The 18,064-nt window shown below is 42.7% G+C and carries 18 protein-coding genes; 12 read left to right on the top strand and 6 right to left on the bottom strand.

Translation table 11 applies throughout. From position 1 onward, the window contains the following. Positions 1 to 16: 16 nt before the first annotated feature. A complete protein-coding gene (gene gpmI / locus QQK00_RS16390) occupies positions 17 to 1,546 on the bottom strand; it encodes a 2,3-bisphosphoglycerate-independent phosphoglycerate mutase (protein WP_284218756.1) in 1,530 nt (509 codons plus the stop codon). A 322-nt stretch (positions 1,547 to 1,868) separates the two neighbouring features. Here gpmI and QQK00_RS16385 point away from each other — a divergent pair, with 322 nt between their 5' ends. The 4 genes from QQK00_RS16385 (at position 1,869) to gpsA (ending at position 4,188) form a co-directional block, all read left to right on the top strand. Continuing rightward, on the top strand, positions 1,869 to 2,294 hold the full coding sequence (locus tag QQK00_RS16385; RefSeq protein WP_284218755.1) for a rhodanese-like domain-containing protein: 426 nt from the start codon (positions 1,869 to 1,871) through the stop codon (positions 2,292 to 2,294). Between the two features lie 26 nt (positions 2,295 to 2,320). Continuing rightward, positions 2,321 to 2,578 (top strand): glutaredoxin 3, encoded by a 258-nt coding sequence (gene grxC, locus QQK00_RS16380; protein WP_284218754.1) that lies wholly within the window; start codon positions 2,321 to 2,323, stop codon positions 2,576 to 2,578. A 61-nt stretch (positions 2,579 to 2,639) separates the two neighbouring features. Further along, complete coding sequence (gene secB / locus QQK00_RS16375; protein ID WP_284218753.1) at positions 2,640 to 3,146, top strand: protein-export chaperone SecB; 507 nt, start codon at positions 2,640 to 2,642, stop codon at positions 3,144 to 3,146. A 34-nt stretch (positions 3,147 to 3,180) separates the two neighbouring features. Then, on the top strand, positions 3,181 to 4,188 hold the full coding sequence (gene gpsA, locus QQK00_RS16370; RefSeq protein ID WP_284218752.1) for an NAD(P)H-dependent glycerol-3-phosphate dehydrogenase: 1,008 nt from the start codon (positions 3,181 to 3,183) through the stop codon (positions 4,186 to 4,188). Between the two features lie 34 nt (positions 4,189 to 4,222). Here the strand turns inward: gpsA and trmL are convergent, their stop codons facing one another. From trmL to QQK00_RS16350, 4 genes are read right to left on the bottom strand one after another with little or no spacing between them, the layout of a single operon-like run. Next, positions 4,223 to 4,687: a tRNA (uridine(34)/cytosine(34)/5-carboxymethylaminomethyluridine(34)-2'-O)-methyltransferase TrmL gene (gene trmL / locus QQK00_RS16365; protein ID WP_284218751.1), complete on the bottom strand. Its 465-nt coding sequence runs from the start codon at positions 4,685 to 4,687 to the stop codon at positions 4,223 to 4,225. Positions 4,688 to 4,707: 20 nt separating this feature from the next. Then, a complete protein-coding gene (locus tag QQK00_RS16360; RefSeq protein ID WP_284218750.1) occupies positions 4,708 to 5,697 on the bottom strand; it encodes an alpha/beta fold hydrolase in 990 nt (329 codons plus the stop codon). A 42-nt stretch (positions 5,698 to 5,739) separates the two neighbouring features. After that, positions 5,740 to 7,209, bottom strand: coding sequence for a HAMP domain-containing protein (locus QQK00_RS16355; RefSeq protein ID WP_284218749.1), 1,470 nt, complete (start codon positions 7,207 to 7,209; stop codon positions 5,740 to 5,742). Between the two features lie 48 nt (positions 7,210 to 7,257). Beyond that, a complete protein-coding gene (locus QQK00_RS16350) occupies positions 7,258 to 7,941 on the bottom strand; it encodes a response regulator (protein ID WP_284218748.1) in 684 nt (227 codons plus the stop codon). Between the two features lie 279 nt (positions 7,942 to 8,220). Here QQK00_RS16350 and QQK00_RS16345 point away from each other — a divergent pair, with 279 nt between their 5' ends. From QQK00_RS16345 to QQK00_RS16310, 8 genes are all read left to right on the top strand, one after another. Then, positions 8,221 to 8,964 (top strand): Spy/CpxP family protein refolding chaperone, encoded by a 744-nt coding sequence (locus QQK00_RS16345; RefSeq protein WP_284218747.1) that lies wholly within the window; start codon positions 8,221 to 8,223, stop codon positions 8,962 to 8,964. Between the two features lie 313 nt (positions 8,965 to 9,277). Beyond that, positions 9,278 to 10,303 carry an N-acetyl-gamma-glutamyl-phosphate reductase gene (gene argC, locus QQK00_RS16340; protein ID WP_284218746.1) on the top strand — a complete coding sequence of 342 codons (1,026 nt, stop codon included), beginning with the start codon at positions 9,278 to 9,280 and terminating at the stop codon, positions 10,301 to 10,303. Beyond that, positions 10,304 to 11,122, top strand: coding sequence for an acetylglutamate kinase (gene argB / locus QQK00_RS16335; protein WP_284218745.1), 819 nt, complete (start codon positions 10,304 to 10,306; stop codon positions 11,120 to 11,122). A gap of 18 nt (positions 11,123 to 11,140) precedes the next feature. Next, entirely contained in the window at positions 11,141 to 12,070 is a 930-nt protein-coding gene (locus QQK00_RS16330; RefSeq protein WP_284218744.1) for an ornithine carbamoyltransferase, read from the top strand. 9 nt (positions 12,071 to 12,079) lie between these two features. Continuing rightward, complete coding sequence (locus QQK00_RS16325; RefSeq protein WP_284218743.1) at positions 12,080 to 13,294, top strand: argininosuccinate synthase; 1,215 nt, start codon at positions 12,080 to 12,082, stop codon at positions 13,292 to 13,294. Between the two features lie 23 nt (positions 13,295 to 13,317). Beyond that, positions 13,318 to 14,709, top strand: coding sequence for an argininosuccinate lyase (gene argH, locus QQK00_RS16320; protein ID WP_284218742.1), 1,392 nt, complete (start codon positions 13,318 to 13,320; stop codon positions 14,707 to 14,709). An 11-nt stretch (positions 14,710 to 14,720) separates the two neighbouring features. Then, positions 14,721 to 16,025, top strand: coding sequence for an amino-acid N-acetyltransferase (gene argA, locus QQK00_RS16315; RefSeq protein ID WP_284218741.1), 1,305 nt, complete (start codon positions 14,721 to 14,723; stop codon positions 16,023 to 16,025). 70 nt (positions 16,026 to 16,095) lie between these two features. After that, entirely contained in the window at positions 16,096 to 16,323 is a 228-nt protein-coding gene (locus QQK00_RS16310) for a VF530 family protein (protein ID WP_284218740.1), read from the top strand. 43 nt (positions 16,324 to 16,366) lie between these two features. On the opposite strand, the gene QQK00_RS16305 is transcribed toward QQK00_RS16310, so the two are convergent. Then, on the bottom strand, positions 16,367 to 18,061 hold the full coding sequence (locus QQK00_RS16305) for an NAD-dependent malic enzyme (RefSeq protein ID WP_284218739.1): 1,695 nt from the start codon (positions 18,059 to 18,061) through the stop codon (positions 16,367 to 16,369). Positions 18,062 to 18,064: the final 3 nt, after the last annotated feature.

Genomic DNA, 18,064 nt, shown 5'->3' with positions numbered 1-18,064 from the left:
TCTTATTATTACGTCACTATTTTAGCGTAACAATTGGTGTTCCCGTCATTTCGGCGGGTTGCTCCATCCCCATCAGGTGTAACATGGTGGGAGCCACGTCACTCAATACACCGTTATCACGTATGTTGGCATGACGACCAAAGTAAATGAACGGAACAGGTTCGCTTGTGTGAGCAGTATGCTTGACGCCAGTTGACGGATCAACCATCTGTTCTGCATTTCCATGATCAGCGGTAATTAGACATTCTCCCCCCACTTTTTCCAAAGCGGCAATGACACGGCCTATACAGGCATCAACGGCTTCACAGGCTTTAACGGCAGCACCAAAATTACCCGTATGCCCCACCATATCACCGTTCGGGTAATTACATATAATGGCGTCGAAATCACCCGACTCGATCGCTGCAACTAACTCATCGGTCAATAATTCTGAGTTCATTTCTGGCTGTAAATCATACGTGGCAACATCTGGAGAAGGAATCAGCTTACGTGTTTCACCTGCATATTCATCTTCTTTGCCTCCACTAAAAAAGAATGTGACATGCGCAAACTTCTCTGTTTCAGAAATACGCAACTGTGTTTTTCCGTGATCGGCTAACCATTGACCAAATACATTCACCAAGTTTACGGTGGGGAATGCACAAGGTACTTTTAGTGTTGTTTCGTATTCAGTCAACATTACAAAATTTGTGTTAGCTAGTTTTATTCGCTCAAAACCACTAAAACTAGGGGTTGCCAATGCATGCGATAATTCGCGAGCTCTATCTGCCCGGAAATTCATGAATAAGATAGTGTCGCCGTCGTTAATCCCTTCATAAGTGCTCACTTTTGTAGGTTTAACAAATTCATCCGAAATATCGTTATCATAAGACGCTTGAATACCGGCATTCATATCGTTCACAGTAAACTCAGCGATACCAGACACAATAAGGTCATAAGCCTGCTGGACCCTATCCCAACGGTTGTCTCTATCCATTGCATAATAACGCCCAATCACCGACGCAAGTTCAGCACCCTCATATTCAGCACAAAAATCGGTGGTTTGTTTCACATAATCGATAGCGCTTTGCGGTGGCGTATCTCGACCATCTAAAAAGCCGTGCACGTAAACTTTGTCAACACCTTGTTTTTTAGCTAATTTTACAGCGGCAAATAAATGGTCAATATGAGAATGCACACCGCCGCCCGATAGCAAGCCAAGTATATGCACAGCACCCTTATTGTCAGCAGCCTGAGTGACACCTTTTACCAATACGTCGTTAGCGTAAAAACTACCGTCATCAATCGCCTTAGTAATTTTAGTAAAGTCTTGGTATACAACGCGACCAGCGCCTAGATTTACATGCCCAACTTCAGAATTACCCATTTGCCCAGGAGGAAGGCCAACATCAAGACCAGAACCAGAAATCAGCGTATTGGCGTATTCTTTTGCAAGCCGGTCTAAATTTGGCGTATTTGCCGCGGCGATTGCATTACTTTCAGTCGTTTCGCGATATCCCCATCCGTCGAGGATAAGTAGTGCTAATGGTGTTTTTTTTGAACTCATTGGATTCCCAGGATTATATTTACGTTAGCTATGCGATTGTTGCCTGCTGCTCAATTGCCTTAGTGAGCATCTAAGCTTGCTGATACCCAGCCTCAAAAACATGTATATGCAGCAACAACGAATAGACACCTAGCGTTTACATTGAAATGTGATCATTACTAATTTACCAATAAATGACAGATCTATAAACATTAAAGCAGAATAAGTTAAAGCGTAAAGGATCTAAATGGCGACTAAGCATGATTTATCTGATGAGTTTTCTCATCGTTTTCTATATACTTGCGCCACTAAAATTTTGGTGAAGTAGCAGGAATCATCTCAGATGGATCATATTCTAGAATTTGCGCAAGACAATCTTATATTAGCGGGTATTTGGGTTGCGCTAATCATAATGCTCATATACTCATTCATTGCGCCCATGTTGTCTGCAATCAAGCGAGTTAACAATCACGAAGCGACCCTATTGATAAATAAGGAAGACGCAATAATATTAGATATCCGGGCACAAAAAGACTTTAAATCCGGTCATATACACGGCGCTAAACAAATCAAACCCGAAGATGTTAGAGAGGGTAATTTTAGCCAACTTGAAAAAGATAAAAACACACCCATTATAGTGGTATGTGCAATGGGTAACTTAGCGTCTGGCGCGGCAAACAAGATGAGCAAACAAGGTTTTTCTAATGTTAGCGTGCTTGAAGGCGGAATGAATGCTTGGCAATCTGCTAGCTTACCTGTTTCGAAGTAAAATATATTGATTTAAGGTTTTAACGAATGCCAAAGATAGAATTGTACACAAAAGGCTACTGCCCATATTGTAAGCGCGCAAAGGCGTTACTGGCACAAAAAGGTGCTGAATATACTGATTTTGAAATAGACAAAAATCCTGAATTGCGTGACGTCATGATCGAGCGTGCAAATGGCGGCTCTACTGTGCCACAGATTTTTATCGGTGATACCCACGTCGGCGGTTGCGATGACCTATTCGCATTGGAACGTCAAGGCACATTAGATAGCTTGCTAAGTGCATAACGCCAAATAGACAGTACAAAATAATTCTTTTAGACACCACTTATTTATAGGAAGCTTTAACATGGCTGATGAACAAAACAGTGCTGCGGGTCAACAGCCTGCTCAACCGCAAGAAGTACAATTTAATCTTCAACGTATTTACACAAAAGACATCTCATTTGAGACCCCCAATTCTCCTGCAGTATTTCAAATAGAATGGAAACCAGAAGTCAAACTCGACATCGACACACGAACAACAGAACTAGAAAAAAACCTGTTCGAAGTTATATTGTCGGTTACTGTTACCGCAAGCGTAGAAAGCAAGACGGCTTTCCTTTGTGAAGTGCAGCAAGCAGGTATTTTTGCGATTGGCGATATGCCAGAAGCAAACAAGGCACATACGCTAGGCTCTTTCTGCCCGAATATGCTTTTCCCATATGCCCGTGAAACTGTATCAAACTTAGTGAATAGAGGTACGTTTCCGCCACTAAATCTTGCGCCAGTCAACTTTGACGCTATTTTTGCCGCATACATGCAAAAGCGTCAGGCTGAGCAACAACAAGGCGAACAGCAAAAACTAGATGCTTAAGCATCAACGTTGACGCGTTAGTAACGGGTAAAACTTGAAACAATCTTCTTCGGTTAGTGTTATTGGTGCAGGCTCTTACGGCACTGCACTTGCATTTTGTTTAGCCAGAAACGGCGTAAAAACCTTTTTATGGGGTAGGGATAACGCCGCTATTTCAGCTATGCAACAGAGCCGTACGAATGAGCAGTATTTGCCCGGCTTTACTTTTCCAGAAAGCCTACTTCCAAATTCGTCACTGACAGACTGCCTTCAGCAAAGCCAATATTTATTGGTAGTAGTGCCTAGCCATGCGTTCTCAGACGTTTTAATAGACATTAAACCTCATTTAACGCCAGCACATAAAGTTATTTGGGCGAGTAAAGGCTTAGAACCCAAAACAGGCCGATTATTACATGATGTATTTGATGAAATAATTGGAACAAACACTCCAAAAGCTGTGCTGTCTGGCCCGACTTTCGCAAAAGAAATGGCGGCAGGTTTACCTACTGCAATCACTCTATCTAGTACAAATTCTGACTTATCGTCTGCGTTCTCGCAAATGTTACATAACCCAAAGGGCTTTCGCGTATATCTAAATGATGATTTAGTTGGTGTTCAATTGGGTGGCGCGGTCAAAAACGTTATCGCTATTGGTGCAGGGCTCGGTGATGGGCTTGGCTTCGGTGCAAATGCCAGAACAGCCTTAATAACACGAGGGTTAGCCGAGTTAACCCGCTTGGGTGTTTCATTAGGCGCGAGTTATGAATCTTTTATGGGAATGTCTGGTTTAGGTGATTTGGTCTTAACGTGTACAGATAACCAGAGCAGAAATCGCCGTTTTGGTTTAGCGCTTGGCCAAGGTTTATCTGTCAGCGAAGCAATGGATAGTATAGGCCAGGTAGTTGAAGGCTATCGAAATACTGAAGAAGTACATATACTCGCTCAAAAACAACAAGTTGAGATGCCTATTTGCGAACAAATCTATGCCGTACTATATGATGGAAAGCCGGCTAAAGAAGCCGCGCTAGCATTGCTTGGCAGAGAGCAAAAAAGCGAGCAGTAGGTTTCGCTCAGGTTTTATCCCTATTAAAGCATACTTAAGTGCCATTTTTATAACCCAACTGACGCCAGCTTTCATAGACAAATACCGCAACTGAATTCGATAAATTCATACTACGACTTCCTTCTGCCATAGGAATTCTGACCCTACACTCTTCAGGCAAGGCCTCAATAATATCAACCGGCAAACCTCGAGTTTCTGGGCCAAAAAGTAAGGCATCGCCCGGCTGATATTCGACATTTGAGTGAAATATTTTGCCTTTTGTCGTGCATGCAAACACACGCTTAGGTGACGCAAATTGAAAGTAATCCTCCAGACATTTATGGCGTTTTACTTTTGTAAATTCATGATAATCAAGCCCCGCACGTCGCACTTTCTTTTCATCTATATCAAAACCTAAAGGTTCAATTAAATGTAGGGCGTATCCAGTATTCGCGCATAGACGCACAATATTGCCCGTATTTGGGGGGATTTCTGGCTCGTACAACACAACATCTAACATAGATTGCCTATTTTATTTTGCTATTCAGAGACCGGCGTTAAGGTGTGCTTATTAAATAAGGCATAAATAGATGTCATTGCTTGTTTGCGTTCGGTATCTATCTCAAACAATATTTCATGCTGTGAGTCATGCATTTGATATAAAGAAGCATTTCGCATTGCACTAACCACATGCCTAATTGCACTTTTACTGACGACAGTATCTTTTTCTGCGAGGAAAACTGAGCAGGGAATATACACTGTTTTCGCCGCTTCGAAAATAGACTCCATGCCTTCAATAGCCGAAAGTAGCCATCTTGGACTAATTCCCCCTAGTTGAAGCTCCGCTCTTTTTGCATGCGTCTCAATAAACTTCGAATATCTAATTTTACTATGCGTTAGATGGTTTTTTTCGAAAGCGACAGGAAAATAATTACCTTGCCCAATAAAATAGCTAGCGTCCTTACGGCATATTTTTTCTATAGCAATTTTTATCCACGCAAGCGTTTTTCCAAGCCATATGGGAATGGGCGCCGCAATACCGTACATGGGTGCCATTAATGCTGCAGCAGAAAACTCCTGCTGCCTCAAGACTAAAAGTTTTGTCGCAATGGCAGCTCCCATCGAGTGCGCAATCAAAAATTGCGGTAAATTATGTAAATTTAACGGCTTTATCACTTGATCAAGAATCGCCGAAGCATCTTGAACGTAGTACTCAAAATCAGTGACGTAACCAATATTCGGATTTTTACATTGCCGTGTAGACCGCCCCTGCCCTCTATGATCATAAATAACCACGGCATAATCATTTTGGTAAAGTTCAAACAGCAGCTCAGCGTATTTGTCTGTTGATTCGGCTCTACCGGTCATAACCAGCACTAAGCCTATTGCGTGCTGCGGCACATAAAAACGGTAGTGCAATTCGACACCGTCCGGCACTCTTAGATACCCTGACGTCATTTGTTCATCAACAAATGGAATGTATGTATCCCAATAACTAGCATTAAGGTTATTTTCTGCACTATAAAACATGTTTGATACTACTTAGGGGATAAAATAGAGGGTAAATACAAGTCATTTATTAAACGCGGCCTTTGAGCGAGGAAGTTCAATCACAAGATTTAATCCGCACAATAGTTGCTCTCCCTTATGTGCCTTTTTCTCAAAAAGCCGTCCTTTATGCATTTTCACAGCCGCGTTTGCAATGGCCAAACCTAAACCTGAACTCCGATGTTCTCTTCGTTTCGCTTGGTCAGTATCAGCCTTATGCTCATCACTTGTCTTATTCATATCTGACGTTGCGACATAGTAAAAAGGTTGAAGCAGTTTTTCAAATATAAGATCCGGAATACCTGGCCCATCATCAGAAATTTGAATGGCTACGGTATCAACCGTCACATCATACACCTTAACGTAGAGAATAGAGTTTGCAAAACGCAGCCCATTGCGAGTTATATTTTCAAACGCACTTTTAAGCGCGTCCGTATTAATATCAACAAGTGCTGAAGATTCAATCTCCGTCTTTACAGCTATTTCGCTCGCTTGAGATTCAAATTTAAGGTCATCCAGCAACCTATAAAGAAATTTATCTATACGCATGGTTTCAAAGTGTACATTTTTTGATTGGTGCAATGACAGGCGCGTAAGGCGTAAAACTTCGCCTATCAAGCGATCCATTTCAGAAATTTCTTTTTCGATACGTTGTAAATCTGCATGGTCATCACCAAGCTTGTCATACAGCATTGCAATAGCAAGTTGCAGGCGGGTCAACGGTGTACGCAATTCGTGAGATACGTTACCCAACAATTGCTGCTGTTGCTCTAAACTAGAGGCTAGCTTATCGGTCATCGCATTGAAGTCTCTGGCCAGTGCACCCACTTCATCCTGTCGCAGTTCATAGTCTTTTACTCTGCAAGTTAAATCACCTTGCTGAATTTTTTGTGTGGTCAAGCGCATCTGTTTTAATGGTTTGCTCAATCGCCACGCCAAAAATAAACACAAGACAGTCCCCAATGTAAGCATCAACGCCAAACCTGCGACAAAACTCAAACGTGTTCGTTCATGGCGCTTGAGCAGACGTCCCAAAAAAACGCCGTATTCATTGTTGTTACCAGTTATTTTAAACGGACCAAATAATTCCATGTTACCCGTTCTTATGGAGACAACTTGCTCAGACACAGTCATTTCTCTTAACAATGCACGATAGTCATTCATTGGGTCGTGAAGCATAGGCGCAGGAAAATTCATGATAACTTTCCGACTATCAAGATTGACAGCGATAGCCAAGGGGCGGCCCTTTCCACCCAGGCGTTTAAATGCTCGATGAATAGGAACACCTTTATCAAGCTGTCGCTGAAAATTTTGTATGAATCGCTGATGTCTTTCGTATTGCAACATATCAGCAGCAACAATTTGCGGTTGCCCATTAAGCCAGGTCGAAATGAAAAACGCGCCTACCAACATACTTACAACGGTTATCCAAAACCAGACAAAAATTTTGCCAAACAAGCTATTTGCTGGGTTTATTTTTTCTGTAATGCGCATCTACTCAATATCTTCTATATGTCTATGTTCTCGGAAATTACCTTCTGATCAACTGACAGAAATCATGTAACCATTTCCGCGCACAGTTTTAATAACGTCCTTGACACCATATTCGGCGATTTTTTTACGTAAATTACTTATATGCATATCTAAACTGCGATCGAAAGGACTAAGTTTTCTACCCAGTACTTTTTCGCATAACACTTGTTTCGACTGCAAGCGTCCAGCATGATTAACCAAATGAACAAGAAGCTGAAATTCAGTCCCGGTAGTTTCCACTACTTTATCTTTATATTGAATGACTTGATTGCTGACATTAATACGCAAACCATGTAAGTCGATAACGTCGTTATCGGCTAGCATTCCCTTCGGGTCAACTCTACGAATGAGCGCTTTAATTCGCGCAACCAATTCACGATGATTAAAAGGTTTTGGTAGATAATCATCTGCACCTAACTCTAAACCAAGTATTTTATCGTAGTCATCACCTCTCGCCGTCAGCATAATTACTGGAATTTTAGAAAATTTCCGTATTTCAGCTAAGGCAGCGAAACCGTCAATTTCTGGCATCATCACGTCAAGTAACAAAATGTCGAACGAATGCTCTCTGAGCTTATTAATGCCAGCGTTCGGTAAGTTTTCGACATCGGTTGAAAAGCCTTGCTGTTGCAAATATTCCGACAGTAAATCCGTTAAATCTGCATCATCATCTATAATTAAAATCTTATTCACGAATGTATCTCTTTTGCTTTTGAGTGATTACATGAACTATCTAATACTTGCTGCAACGAGTACTACCTATGTAGATACCACCTGATACTAGCAACACCAAATAATACATCAGTGGGCATACACGCCATCTATATTTACACAACATTTACACTCCCTTGGCGTTACTTTGCACTGCAAACGCTATATTACAAGTTGATAGACAAAATTCATGTCTAAAAGCGTGTAATTCAAGTAACACGAAAACAAAAGTATAGTACGACGTTAAATAAAAGGTGATTTATGAAAAAAATACTACTTGCAGCGGCGATTGGCTCCATTTTATTTGCAAGCGCCGGCGTTTATGCCCAGCCATCGGGTAAAGATGAAATTATTTCGATGTTTAAGCAGCTCGATTTATCTCGCTCACAAAAACAAGAAGTACGTGCGATCATGCAGCAATTACGCGAAGACAATAGTCTGTATGCAGCAGATAAATCGGAGATAAAATTGCAAATAGATTCACTATTTGCCCTAGACACCTGGGATAGCGCATTGGCAAACGGCATTGTTGACATGCAAATATTGAGCTCAACACAAACTGCCTTGAATATCGCAACAGCTAAACATCAAGCATTTCAAGTATTAACAGATGAGCAAAAAACAGAGCTAAGCGAAAAAACGCCATCAACAAACAAACAAAAAAGTGCACAGAAAAAAATAGCAAAGTTAAGCCGACGATTAAACTTATCTGAAACACAAGACGCTGATCTCGAAAGTCTCATGGAAAAACAAATCGCCGACATTTCGGCATTTGAAAGCGAAATAAACGCCCACAAACTAGCAAAGAAAGCACTTATTCAAGCTGACGAATTTGATCAAGACGCGTGGAACAACTTACAAATGAACTATGCGAGTACGCGAGCGTCAATTCGACTAATTAAGTTAGAAACTCGCTTTAACTTCAGAAAAGTGCTGAATGAAGTGCAATTAGAAAAATTGAGTAAAATAGAAAATAGAAAAAAACACGGGCAACGAAGAGGATAGCGACATCGGGTAACAACTAATTCGCTCCAACATAAAGAATAATTATTTAATTTATTTGCATACTTATTAAAACACGTGTACCATTTGTCTCCAGTGTAGATTCGGAATCAATAAACAATCATGGTAATTGATTCCTTTCTTTTTAGAGATTTATAAATGTATACGGTTTCTCCCTCGATACGCTATGTAAGTTGGTTACGACGAAGTTAGTCCAACACTAAAAGAATAGCGCTTGGTGCATTGGTGACACTATGAGAAAAATAATGTTACCATGCACCGTTTTTATCCCCCTTTACACATACAGAATTTGTCAATGAAAGCATGTATCTTTGGTGCCAGTGGTTATACTGGCGCGGAACTCGTTAAAATATTGCATAAACACCCAAAATTCGAACTAGTAAACTGCTACGTTTCTGAAGGCAGTGCTGATAAAAATAAGCGAATCTCTGATCTTCACGCTTTTCTTGATTTATCTTGCAATCATATATTGCAAGGTGTTGGAGAAGCGGATTTAGCTGAAATTGCAACTCAGCATGACGCTATATTTTTAGCACTTCCTCACGAAGTAAGTCATCACTGGGCGGCAAAATTACTAAATACTAATACGCTAAATACTAATACGAAAGTGTTTGACCTCTCAGGCGCTTATAGAATAAGCGATTTAGCTGTTTTTGAGAACGCATATGCGTTTCCAAATGCGTACCCAACTCTCGCTGATAAAGCTGTATACGGGCTGGCAGAATGGAATTACGAAGCGATCTCCAACGCTCAATTAGTTGCCGTGCCTGGTTGTTACCCAACAGCGTCGTTAACAGCGCTTAAACCAATCGTTGACAGCGCCTTCTTAGCCGACAATTGTATACCTGTAATTAACGCAACCAGCGGCGTAAGTGGTGCTGGTCGCAAAGCATCAATGACAACAAGTTTTTATGAAGTCAGCTTGTGTGCCTATGGTGTATTGAATCATCGGCACATGCCAGAAATTGAAGAGCACGCAAGAACGCAAGTCATCTTTACCCCACATTTAGGAGCCTTTAAACGAGGTATATTAGCAACCACGACGATGTTCCTAAAAGAAGGCATAAGTGAAACGGACGTAGCGAACGCATACACCAACGCTTATGCAAGGTCTAACATTGTCAGGTTACGCAATAGTTGGCCAAAAGTAGATGAGGTTGCAAATACTCCCTACTGCGATGTTTACTGGAAATTTGATCCAACAAAGCGCTGTTTAGTGGTATGTACAGCCATTGATAATCTGCTAAAAGGCGCGGCATCGCAAGCGGTACAATGTGCCAATCTTGCATTTAATTTACCAGACGATGCAGGGCTACTTTAAATGAGCACGTTAACATCCCCAACGCCAATTGTTATAAAAGTTGGTGGCAAATTTTTTGAGCAATTGAATATTGCTGATAGTGGCAGCCAAAAGCTTTTATCCGCTATCGCATTGCTTCAAAAACAAGACCGGATGGTTGTTCTAGTTCATGGCGGCGGTGACCAAGTCCAGTCCTTAATGAAAGCACTGAATAGACCAAGCTTGAAACATAATGGACTGCGCGTCACGCCTCCTCAGGACATGCCCATTGTTACTGGCGTGCTTGCTGGCGATTTGAATAAGTCACTTGTTGCTCAAATGAAAGCATTGGCAATACATGCTGTCGGTATTAGTTTAGCAGATGGCGACATCGCCGACTGTAAACAAAAAGATACGGTGTTAGGGAGTGTTGGCACACCTATTGGCGGTGATATTAATTTACTTACTACCCTACTAAATGCTGGTATTGTGCCAGTAATTGCATCTATTGGTGCAGATCAACATTCAAATTTGTTTAACGTGAACGCAGATCACGCAGCAATACATGTAGCCAAAATCCTCAATGCTGAGTTATACTTTTTTTCCGATGTGCCAGGTGTACTCAATGCGGAAAAACAGCTAGTACCAATTTTAGACAAAATGCTCGCTAAGCAGATGATTGAAGCAGATGTAATTACTGACGGTATGGTAGTAAAAGTGCAAGCCTCACAAGAGGCTGCTAATCGCTTAGGAAAACAAATTACGATTGCTAGTTGGGATAATGCTAAAGCACTACTCATCGATGAACAAAAGTTGGGAACCGCCGTGTTACCAACCCTTTCTAACGCAACTCATTCCTAATCACGAAGGAAGCGAACAATGCATAAAGACTTATTGACGTTCCGTAAATGGACATCCGAAGAAGCCACTGCTCTTTTAGATTTAGCCGTACACTTAAAACAGCAGCAAGACTTTTATCCGCAGCCTCTAGCCGGAAAGTCTGTCGTAGCACTATTTGAAAAACCAAGTTTACGTACACGAGTAAGTTTTGATATCGGCATCAACAAACTTGGCGGTCACATGGTCTATGTGGATAGTCAGGGCGAGCCACTTAAAAAACGTGAAGATCCTGTAGATGTCGGCGCAAATGTATCGCAATGGGCAGATGCAATAGTGGCAAGGGTTTATGAACACAACACACTGGAACAACTAGTACAAGGTGCTAAGGTGCCAGTAGTTAATGCCTTATGTGATATGTACCACCCATGCCAAGCGCTTGCAGATTACATCACGCTGTTTGAACAAGACAAACAAATAAAAGGCAAAACAATGGCCTATATTGGTGATGGCAACAACGTCACCCATAGCTTGCTGATCCTTGGAATACTGCTGGGTGTGCACCAAATAGTTATTACGCCTAAAGGCCACGAAATCGACGATGAGATCCATCGCTATGTGAGCGAGTTAGCAGAATTAATGAATGTAATGGTGACATTTAGCAGCAAGATAGCCGATGTTAAAGGTGCTGACGTCCTGTATACCGATACTTGGCTATCGATGGGTGACGATACGCCCTTAGACGAAATTAAAGAAACACTAATGCCCTACCAAGTCAACGAAGCATTGATGCAATCTTCAGGGGCAAAATATGTGATGCATTGCCAACCAGCACATAGAGATTTAGAGATTACCGGCGAACTGATGGATAGCGAGCATTCATTATTAATGCAACAAGCTGAGAATAGAATGCACGCCCAAAACGCCATTTTAACTTATTTATTAACAGATTTATCATTTGATAACGCGTAAGGAATTTTCATGACATCCGTGAACAAAGTAGTACTTGCTTACTCTGGTGGGCTTGACACATCGGCCATCGTACCTTGGTTAAAAGAAAACTACGACTGTGAAGTTGTTGCCTATGCCGCCGACGTTGGCCAAGGTGATGAAGAACTCGAAGGTTTGGAAGCCAAGGCGATAGCTAGCGGTGCCAGTGAATGTCACATTGTTGACCTCAAAGAGAAATTTGTGAGTGAGTTCATATACCCTACCATTACTACCGGCGCAGTGTATGAGGGCGAATACTTACTTGGCACCTCTATGGCACGCCCTGTAATTGCTCAAGCACAAGTTGATATTGCGCGTAAAGTAGGGGCTGATGCCTTATGTCATGGCTGCACAGGAAAGGGGAATGACCAAGTAAGATTTGAAGGTGCTTTTGCCGCACTTGCGCCTGACTTAACAGTGATTGCGCCATGGCGCGAGTGGAGCATGGTCTCGCGTGAAGACTTATTAGATTACCTAGCTGAACGGAACATCCCGACGACTGCATCTGCGACGAAAATTTACAGTCGCGACGCTAACGCGTGGCATATATCGCATGAAGGCGGTGAACTAGAAGAACCATGGAACGCGCCAACAAAACAAATTTGGACAATGACAGCTGATCCAGAAGATGCACCAAATACGCCTGAAAACGTTACACTTTCATTCGAAAAAGGGCGTTTAACTAAAGTAAACGGAAAAACACTTTCTCCATACCAAGCCCTCGTTGAATTAAATAACATTGCAGCACCACACGGTGTTGGGCGTATTGATATTGTTGAAAATAGACTGGTAGGCATGAAATCTCGTGGCTGTTACGAAACCCCAGGCGGCACGGTCATGATGAAAGCGTATAAGGCTATCGAATGTCTGGTACTTGACAAGTCTGCGCTTAAATTCCGCGAACAAATCGGTTTGGAATTTTCTCATGTCATGTATGACGGACGTTGGTTTACTGCGTTAAATGATAGTTTACTTAATGCCGCCGCGAGTTTCGCTGACTTAGTGACGGGAGAAGTGGTCATTAAACTATACAAAGGTAATGCGACCGTTACGCAACGCCAATCTCCAAATAGTTTATATTCGGAAGATTTTGCGACCTTTGGTGCTGATGATGTATATGACCAATCACATGCTGAAGGCTTCATCCGCTTATTTAGCTTATCAAGCAGAATAAAAGCACTTAAAGCACAAGGTGTTGCCAAGTAGTTGGCTAAAAAGGAGTTATAAAAATGGCGTTATGGGGTGGCAGATTTGCCGGCGACACTAGTGCAATGTTCAAACGAGTAAATGATTCTTTACCCTTTGATCAAGTAATGGCTAGTGAAGATATATTCGGTTCAATCGTTTGGTCTAGAGCGCTTGCAGAAGCAGGCGTACTTACGTCAGAAGAACAAGCCGATATTGAATCGGCATTGAGTGTGCTTAAAGCGCAAGCAGATGCGGGTGAAATTGATTTTGATCAATCGTCTGAAGAAGACATTCACAGTTTTGTCGAAGCTTGGCTAACCGATAAACTCGGCGATCTCGGGCGCAAGCTACATACAGGAAGAAGTCGTAACGACCAAGTGGCCACCGACTTTAGACTATGGGTAAAGCAACAACTCCTCGGCCTCAAGAGCGACGTTGTTGCTATGATTGACGCATTGCTTCAGTGCGCGTCACGCAACGCAGATGTGATTATTCCAGGATATACCCATTTGCAACGCGCACAACCGGTGTACTTCGCTCATTGGTGCCTTGCGTATGTCGAGATGTTAAAAAGAGATGTCAGCAGAATTGACGATTTGACGGCCCGCATGAATCAGTCACCGTTGGGCTGTGGTGCCCTTGCAGGGACGACCTTTGCAGTTGACCGCTATAAAATTGCTGATCAGCTGGGTTTTGATAGTCCTTGTTTAAATAGCCTTGACGCGGTGTCGGATAGAGATTTTGTGCTCGAACTATTATTTGTCGCCAGCACTGGCATGATGCACTTGTCTCGCTTGTCGGAAGACTTGATATTTTATAATTCAGGTGAAGCTGGATTTTTAGTCTTGGGCGATGATGTTACCTCTGGTTCTTCCTTAATGCCGCAAAAGAAAAACCCCGATGCATTAGAATTAATGCGCGGAAAATGTGGTCGAGTATTTGGTCATTTACAAGCCTTATTAGTCACTATGAAAGGACTGCCCCTCGCCTACAATAAGGATATGCAAGAAGACAAAGAAGGCGCGATTGATGCTGTGAGCCAATACCATATTTGTTTACGCATTGGTGTTGAGGTAATGCAGTCTCTTGCGTTGAACGCAGATAAGTGTCGTTTAGCAGCGCAGCAAGGCTATGCGAATGCCACAGAACTAGCTGATTACCTAGTTGAAAAAGGCGTGCCTTTTAGAAACGCACACGATTTTGCTGGGCAAGCTGTGGTGATGGCAATCGCTGAAAAGTCTGCACTAGAAGACCTACCCATAGCGCACTTACAAAGTATTCACCCAGAGATAAACGAAGACGTTTATGATTGGTTACAACTAGAGGCAGTACTAGAGAAAAGAAATCAACTTGGCGGTACTGGGCATAAGCAAGTAACTCAAGCGCTTTACCTTGAGTTGGAAAAGCTCGATAAATTAAAAGCGACTAGCTAAGGCTCAATGGAATGACGCTCTCACACGACGATAGTATTCATCTATTTAGGAACTCTGCACCCTACATAAACGCGCACAGAGCAAAAACGTTTGTGATCATGTTTGGCGGGGAAGCGGTGGTAGATGAAAACTTCCCTCGCCTGATACAAGATATTGCCTTGCTTCACAGCCTAGGCATGCGCATTATCATTACTCATGGCGCGCGTCCTCAGATCGATGAAAGACTGCGCCTTAGGGGTTTACAAGGCCAGTTTGTCGATGGCGTGCGTGTAACAACAAAAGAAACACTTGAATGCGTAAAAGATGCCGCGGGTTCTTTGCGCAGCCAAATAGAAGCGCTATTGAGCATGGGTTTGCCTAACTCGCCCATGCATGGCGCGCGTATTCGGGTATGCTCAGGTAATTTGGTTATTTCAAGACCTATTGGTGTGCAAAACGGTATCGATTTTGAGCACACAGGTGTAGTACGACGTATTGACGTTGAAGGCATTCAAGATCAACTCGACGATGGTTCAATCGTGCTGCTATCTCCCATGGGCTATTCTGCCACCGGCGAAGTATTTAACTTGTCGCATGAAGACGTGGCAACGCAGGCCGCTATCGCGTGCAGTGCCGACAAGATAATCACATTGTCTGAACTTGATGGTCTGTTTGTTGAACAAAAAATGCTTCGCACTGTTGAGCTAAGTCATCTTCAATCATTGATTGCACAGGATCTTGTGCGCGCAGAGTCGACGTGTTTATCCGCAATGGTCGCAGGGGTTGCTGCGGGTATAGATCGCACCCACTGTGTCAGCTATAAATCTGATGGCGCATTGTTAAAAGAGCTATTCACGCGTGATGGCGTTGGCACACTCGTCATGCAAAACCATTATGAACAATTGCGTGATGCCACTATTGACGATGTCGGCGGCATACTTAAGCTCATTCGTCCACTCGAAGAATCAGGTGTGTTGGTCAAGCGCTCCAGAGAGCGGCTAGAGAACGAGATTGACTTGTTCACGGTCATTGAACGAGACGGCATGATTATCGCCTGCGCAGCACTTTATACATACGAAGATAAAAGCGGCGAAATCGCTTGCGTGGCAACGCATAGCGAATATCGAGGTAAAAGCCGAGGCGAGCGCTTACTTGATGCTTTAAAGGCAAAAGCACGCGCACAAGATCTCAAGCATTTATTCGTACTCACTACGGTGACCGCGCATTGGTTTTTAGAACAAGGTTTTGTTGAAATGAAAATAGACACCTTGCCAGAATCAAGAAAACAAATGTACAACTACACACGTAACTCAAAGGTGTTTAAGCTAAGCCTTTAGCATGAGAAACTTTCTCAGAACGCGGCTATACTTAGCTTATACCGCCCTATCAAACAGTGACTAACAAATAATGGCTGCACACGAAAACACCCAAGTTAATAATCCGCTTCATGGCGTTAAGTTACAAACCATCGTCGAACAGTTGGAAGCGGAATTTGGATGGCAGGGATTAGCGCAACTAATAAATATCAATTGCTTCAAATCCGATCCATCAGTTAAATCCAGCCTCAAATTTTTGCGCAAAACCCCATGGGCACGAAATAAGGTAGAAGCCCTCTACATCAAAACATTTTGTTAGACGTAAGAAGGCCTGATGGCACGTAGACAAGTTCTAAGCCCTATTACAGACTTACTCTTTTGTATGGACGGTACTCTGGCTGCCAAAATTTGTCCTCAATTCGGCGGCGCAGTACGTCATCAGCAACTGTTAAGGCATAGCCTTGTTGCATCGCCACTTTAGCCACTTCAAATGCGATAGCTTTTGACAATGACATGATATCAGTTAGCGGTGGCAATAAATGATTCGAGTCACCACTCGCCATAGGCGACGCGTCCGCCAATGCATTGCTCGCGGCCATCAGCATTTCATCAGTAATGCGTTTAGCTTTTACCGCCAGTACACCTAAGCCAATACCAGGAAAAATATAGCTATTGTTACACTGAGAAATTGGATAGGTTTTGCCTTCATATTCTACATCTGCGAATGGGCTACCTGTCGCAATCACCACATTACCCTTCGTCCATTGAATTACTTGTTCAGGTCTCGCTTCTACTTGCCGTGACGGATTACTCAAAGGGAAGATAATTGGCTGCCTACAATACTTTTGCATACCCGTAATGACTTGCTCAGTAAATATACCTGATTGTCCAGACACACCAATTAGAATGTCAGGCCTAGCGTTGTGCACAACATCAAGTAGTGAAGGGTATTCACCACTAAATTGCCATTCTGATACATCAGATGCAGACTGCATAAGCGCCGCTTGGAAATCACGTAAATCGTTCATACCTTCGACCAACAACCCATAACGGTCAACCATGTATACGCGCTTACGCGCATCTGTGTCAGATAACCCCTCTTCAACCATTTGCTGGATAAGCATTTCAGCAATGCCACATCCCGCTGAGCCTGCACCAACGAACGCTATGTTTAACTCAGACAATTTATCTCCGCGCGCCTTACACGCCGCTAAAATCGTTCCTAAGGTCACCGCAGCAGTGCCTTGAATGTCATCATTAAAACAACAGACTTTGTCGCGATATTTTGTCAACAACGGCATCGCATTTGGCTGCGCAAAATCTTCAAACTGGATCATTACACCCGGCCAGCGACGTTTTGCTTCTCGGATGAAAATATCGAGAAACTCATTGTATTGTTCTTGGTTAATTCTTTCGTGTCTTGCGCCCATGTACATTGGGTCTTCAAGTAATTTAGGGTTGTTTGTGCCCACATCCAACATGACAGGCAAGGTATACGCAGGACTGATGCCACCGCAGGCTGTATACAATGACAATTTGCCAATAGGAATACCCATACCACCAATGCCTTGGTCACCCAAGCCTAAAATCCTCTCGCCGTCAGTTACAACAATAACTTTGACTTTACTCTTCGTCGCATTTCTAAGTATGTCTTGCATCATATGACGTTCTTCATAACTAATGAATAAGCCACGAGATGACCGGTAAATATCAGAAAATTGCTCACATGCTTCACCCACCGTTGGGGTATAAATGATGGGCATCATTTCTTCTATATGCGCCTGTAAAAGACGATAAAACAGCGTCTCATTGTTATCTTGAATAGCACGTAAATAGATGTGCTTGTTCAGAGGCTCAGAAAAACTACTATATTGTTTATACGCCCGCTCCACCTGCTCTTCAATCGTTTCATAGCGCGGGGGTAACAAGCCGAGTAGGTTAAAAGATTTTCGCTCTCGCTCTGTAAAGGCACTGCCCTTATTGAGAAGTGGCGTTTCCAACAATGCAGGACCTGCATAGGGAATGTATAAGTGATCATTGCTTTCGTTTGCAGACATTAT

The sequence above is a fragment of the Agaribacter marinus genome (assembly GCF_030160655.1).
GTDB lineage: Bacteria > Pseudomonadota > Gammaproteobacteria > Enterobacterales > Alteromonadaceae > Glaciecola > Glaciecola marina.
The sequence above is the reverse complement of the archived record's forward strand: the minus strand, read 5'-3'. Positions and strand labels throughout refer to the sequence as shown.

Coding starts and splice junctions, on each gene's coding strand:
- argC (WP_284218746.1), top strand. CDS start 9,278: ATGAAAGCATGTATCTTTGGTGCCAGTGGTTATACTGGCGCGGAACTC.
- argA (WP_284218741.1), top strand. CDS start 14,721: ATGACGCTCTCACACGACGATAGTATTCATCTATTTAGGAACTCTGCA.
- QQK00_RS16330 (WP_284218744.1), top strand. CDS start 11,141: ATGCATAAAGACTTATTGACGTTCCGTAAATGGACATCCGAAGAAGCC.
- grxC (WP_284218754.1), top strand. CDS start 2,321: ATGCCAAAGATAGAATTGTACACAAAAGGCTACTGCCCATATTGTAAG.
- QQK00_RS16310 (WP_284218740.1), top strand. CDS start 16,096: ATGGCTGCACACGAAAACACCCAAGTTAATAATCCGCTTCATGGCGTT.
- argB (WP_284218745.1), top strand. CDS start 10,304: ATGAGCACGTTAACATCCCCAACGCCAATTGTTATAAAAGTTGGTGGC.
- QQK00_RS16325 (WP_284218743.1), top strand. CDS start 12,080: ATGACATCCGTGAACAAAGTAGTACTTGCTTACTCTGGTGGGCTTGAC.
- secB (WP_284218753.1), top strand. CDS start 2,640: ATGGCTGATGAACAAAACAGTGCTGCGGGTCAACAGCCTGCTCAACCG.
- trmL (WP_284218751.1), bottom strand. CDS start 4,687: ATGTTAGATGTTGTGTTGTACGAGCCAGAAATCCCCCCAAATACGGGC.
- QQK00_RS16345 (WP_284218747.1), top strand. CDS start 8,221: ATGAAAAAAATACTACTTGCAGCGGCGATTGGCTCCATTTTATTTGCA.
- QQK00_RS16385 (WP_284218755.1), top strand. CDS start 1,869: ATGGATCATATTCTAGAATTTGCGCAAGACAATCTTATATTAGCGGGT.
- QQK00_RS16360 (WP_284218750.1), bottom strand. CDS start 5,697: ATGTTTTATAGTGCAGAAAATAACCTTAATGCTAGTTATTGGGATACA.
- gpmI (WP_284218756.1), bottom strand. CDS start 1,546: ATGAGTTCAAAAAAAACACCATTAGCACTACTTATCCTCGACGGATGG.
- QQK00_RS16305 (WP_284218739.1), bottom strand. CDS start 18,061: ATGTCTGCAAACGAAAGCAATGATCACTTATACATTCCCTATGCAGGT.
- QQK00_RS16355 (WP_284218749.1), bottom strand. CDS start 7,209: ATGCGCATTACAGAAAAAATAAACCCAGCAAATAGCTTGTTTGGCAAA.
- argH (WP_284218742.1), top strand. CDS start 13,318: ATGGCGTTATGGGGTGGCAGATTTGCCGGCGACACTAGTGCAATGTTC.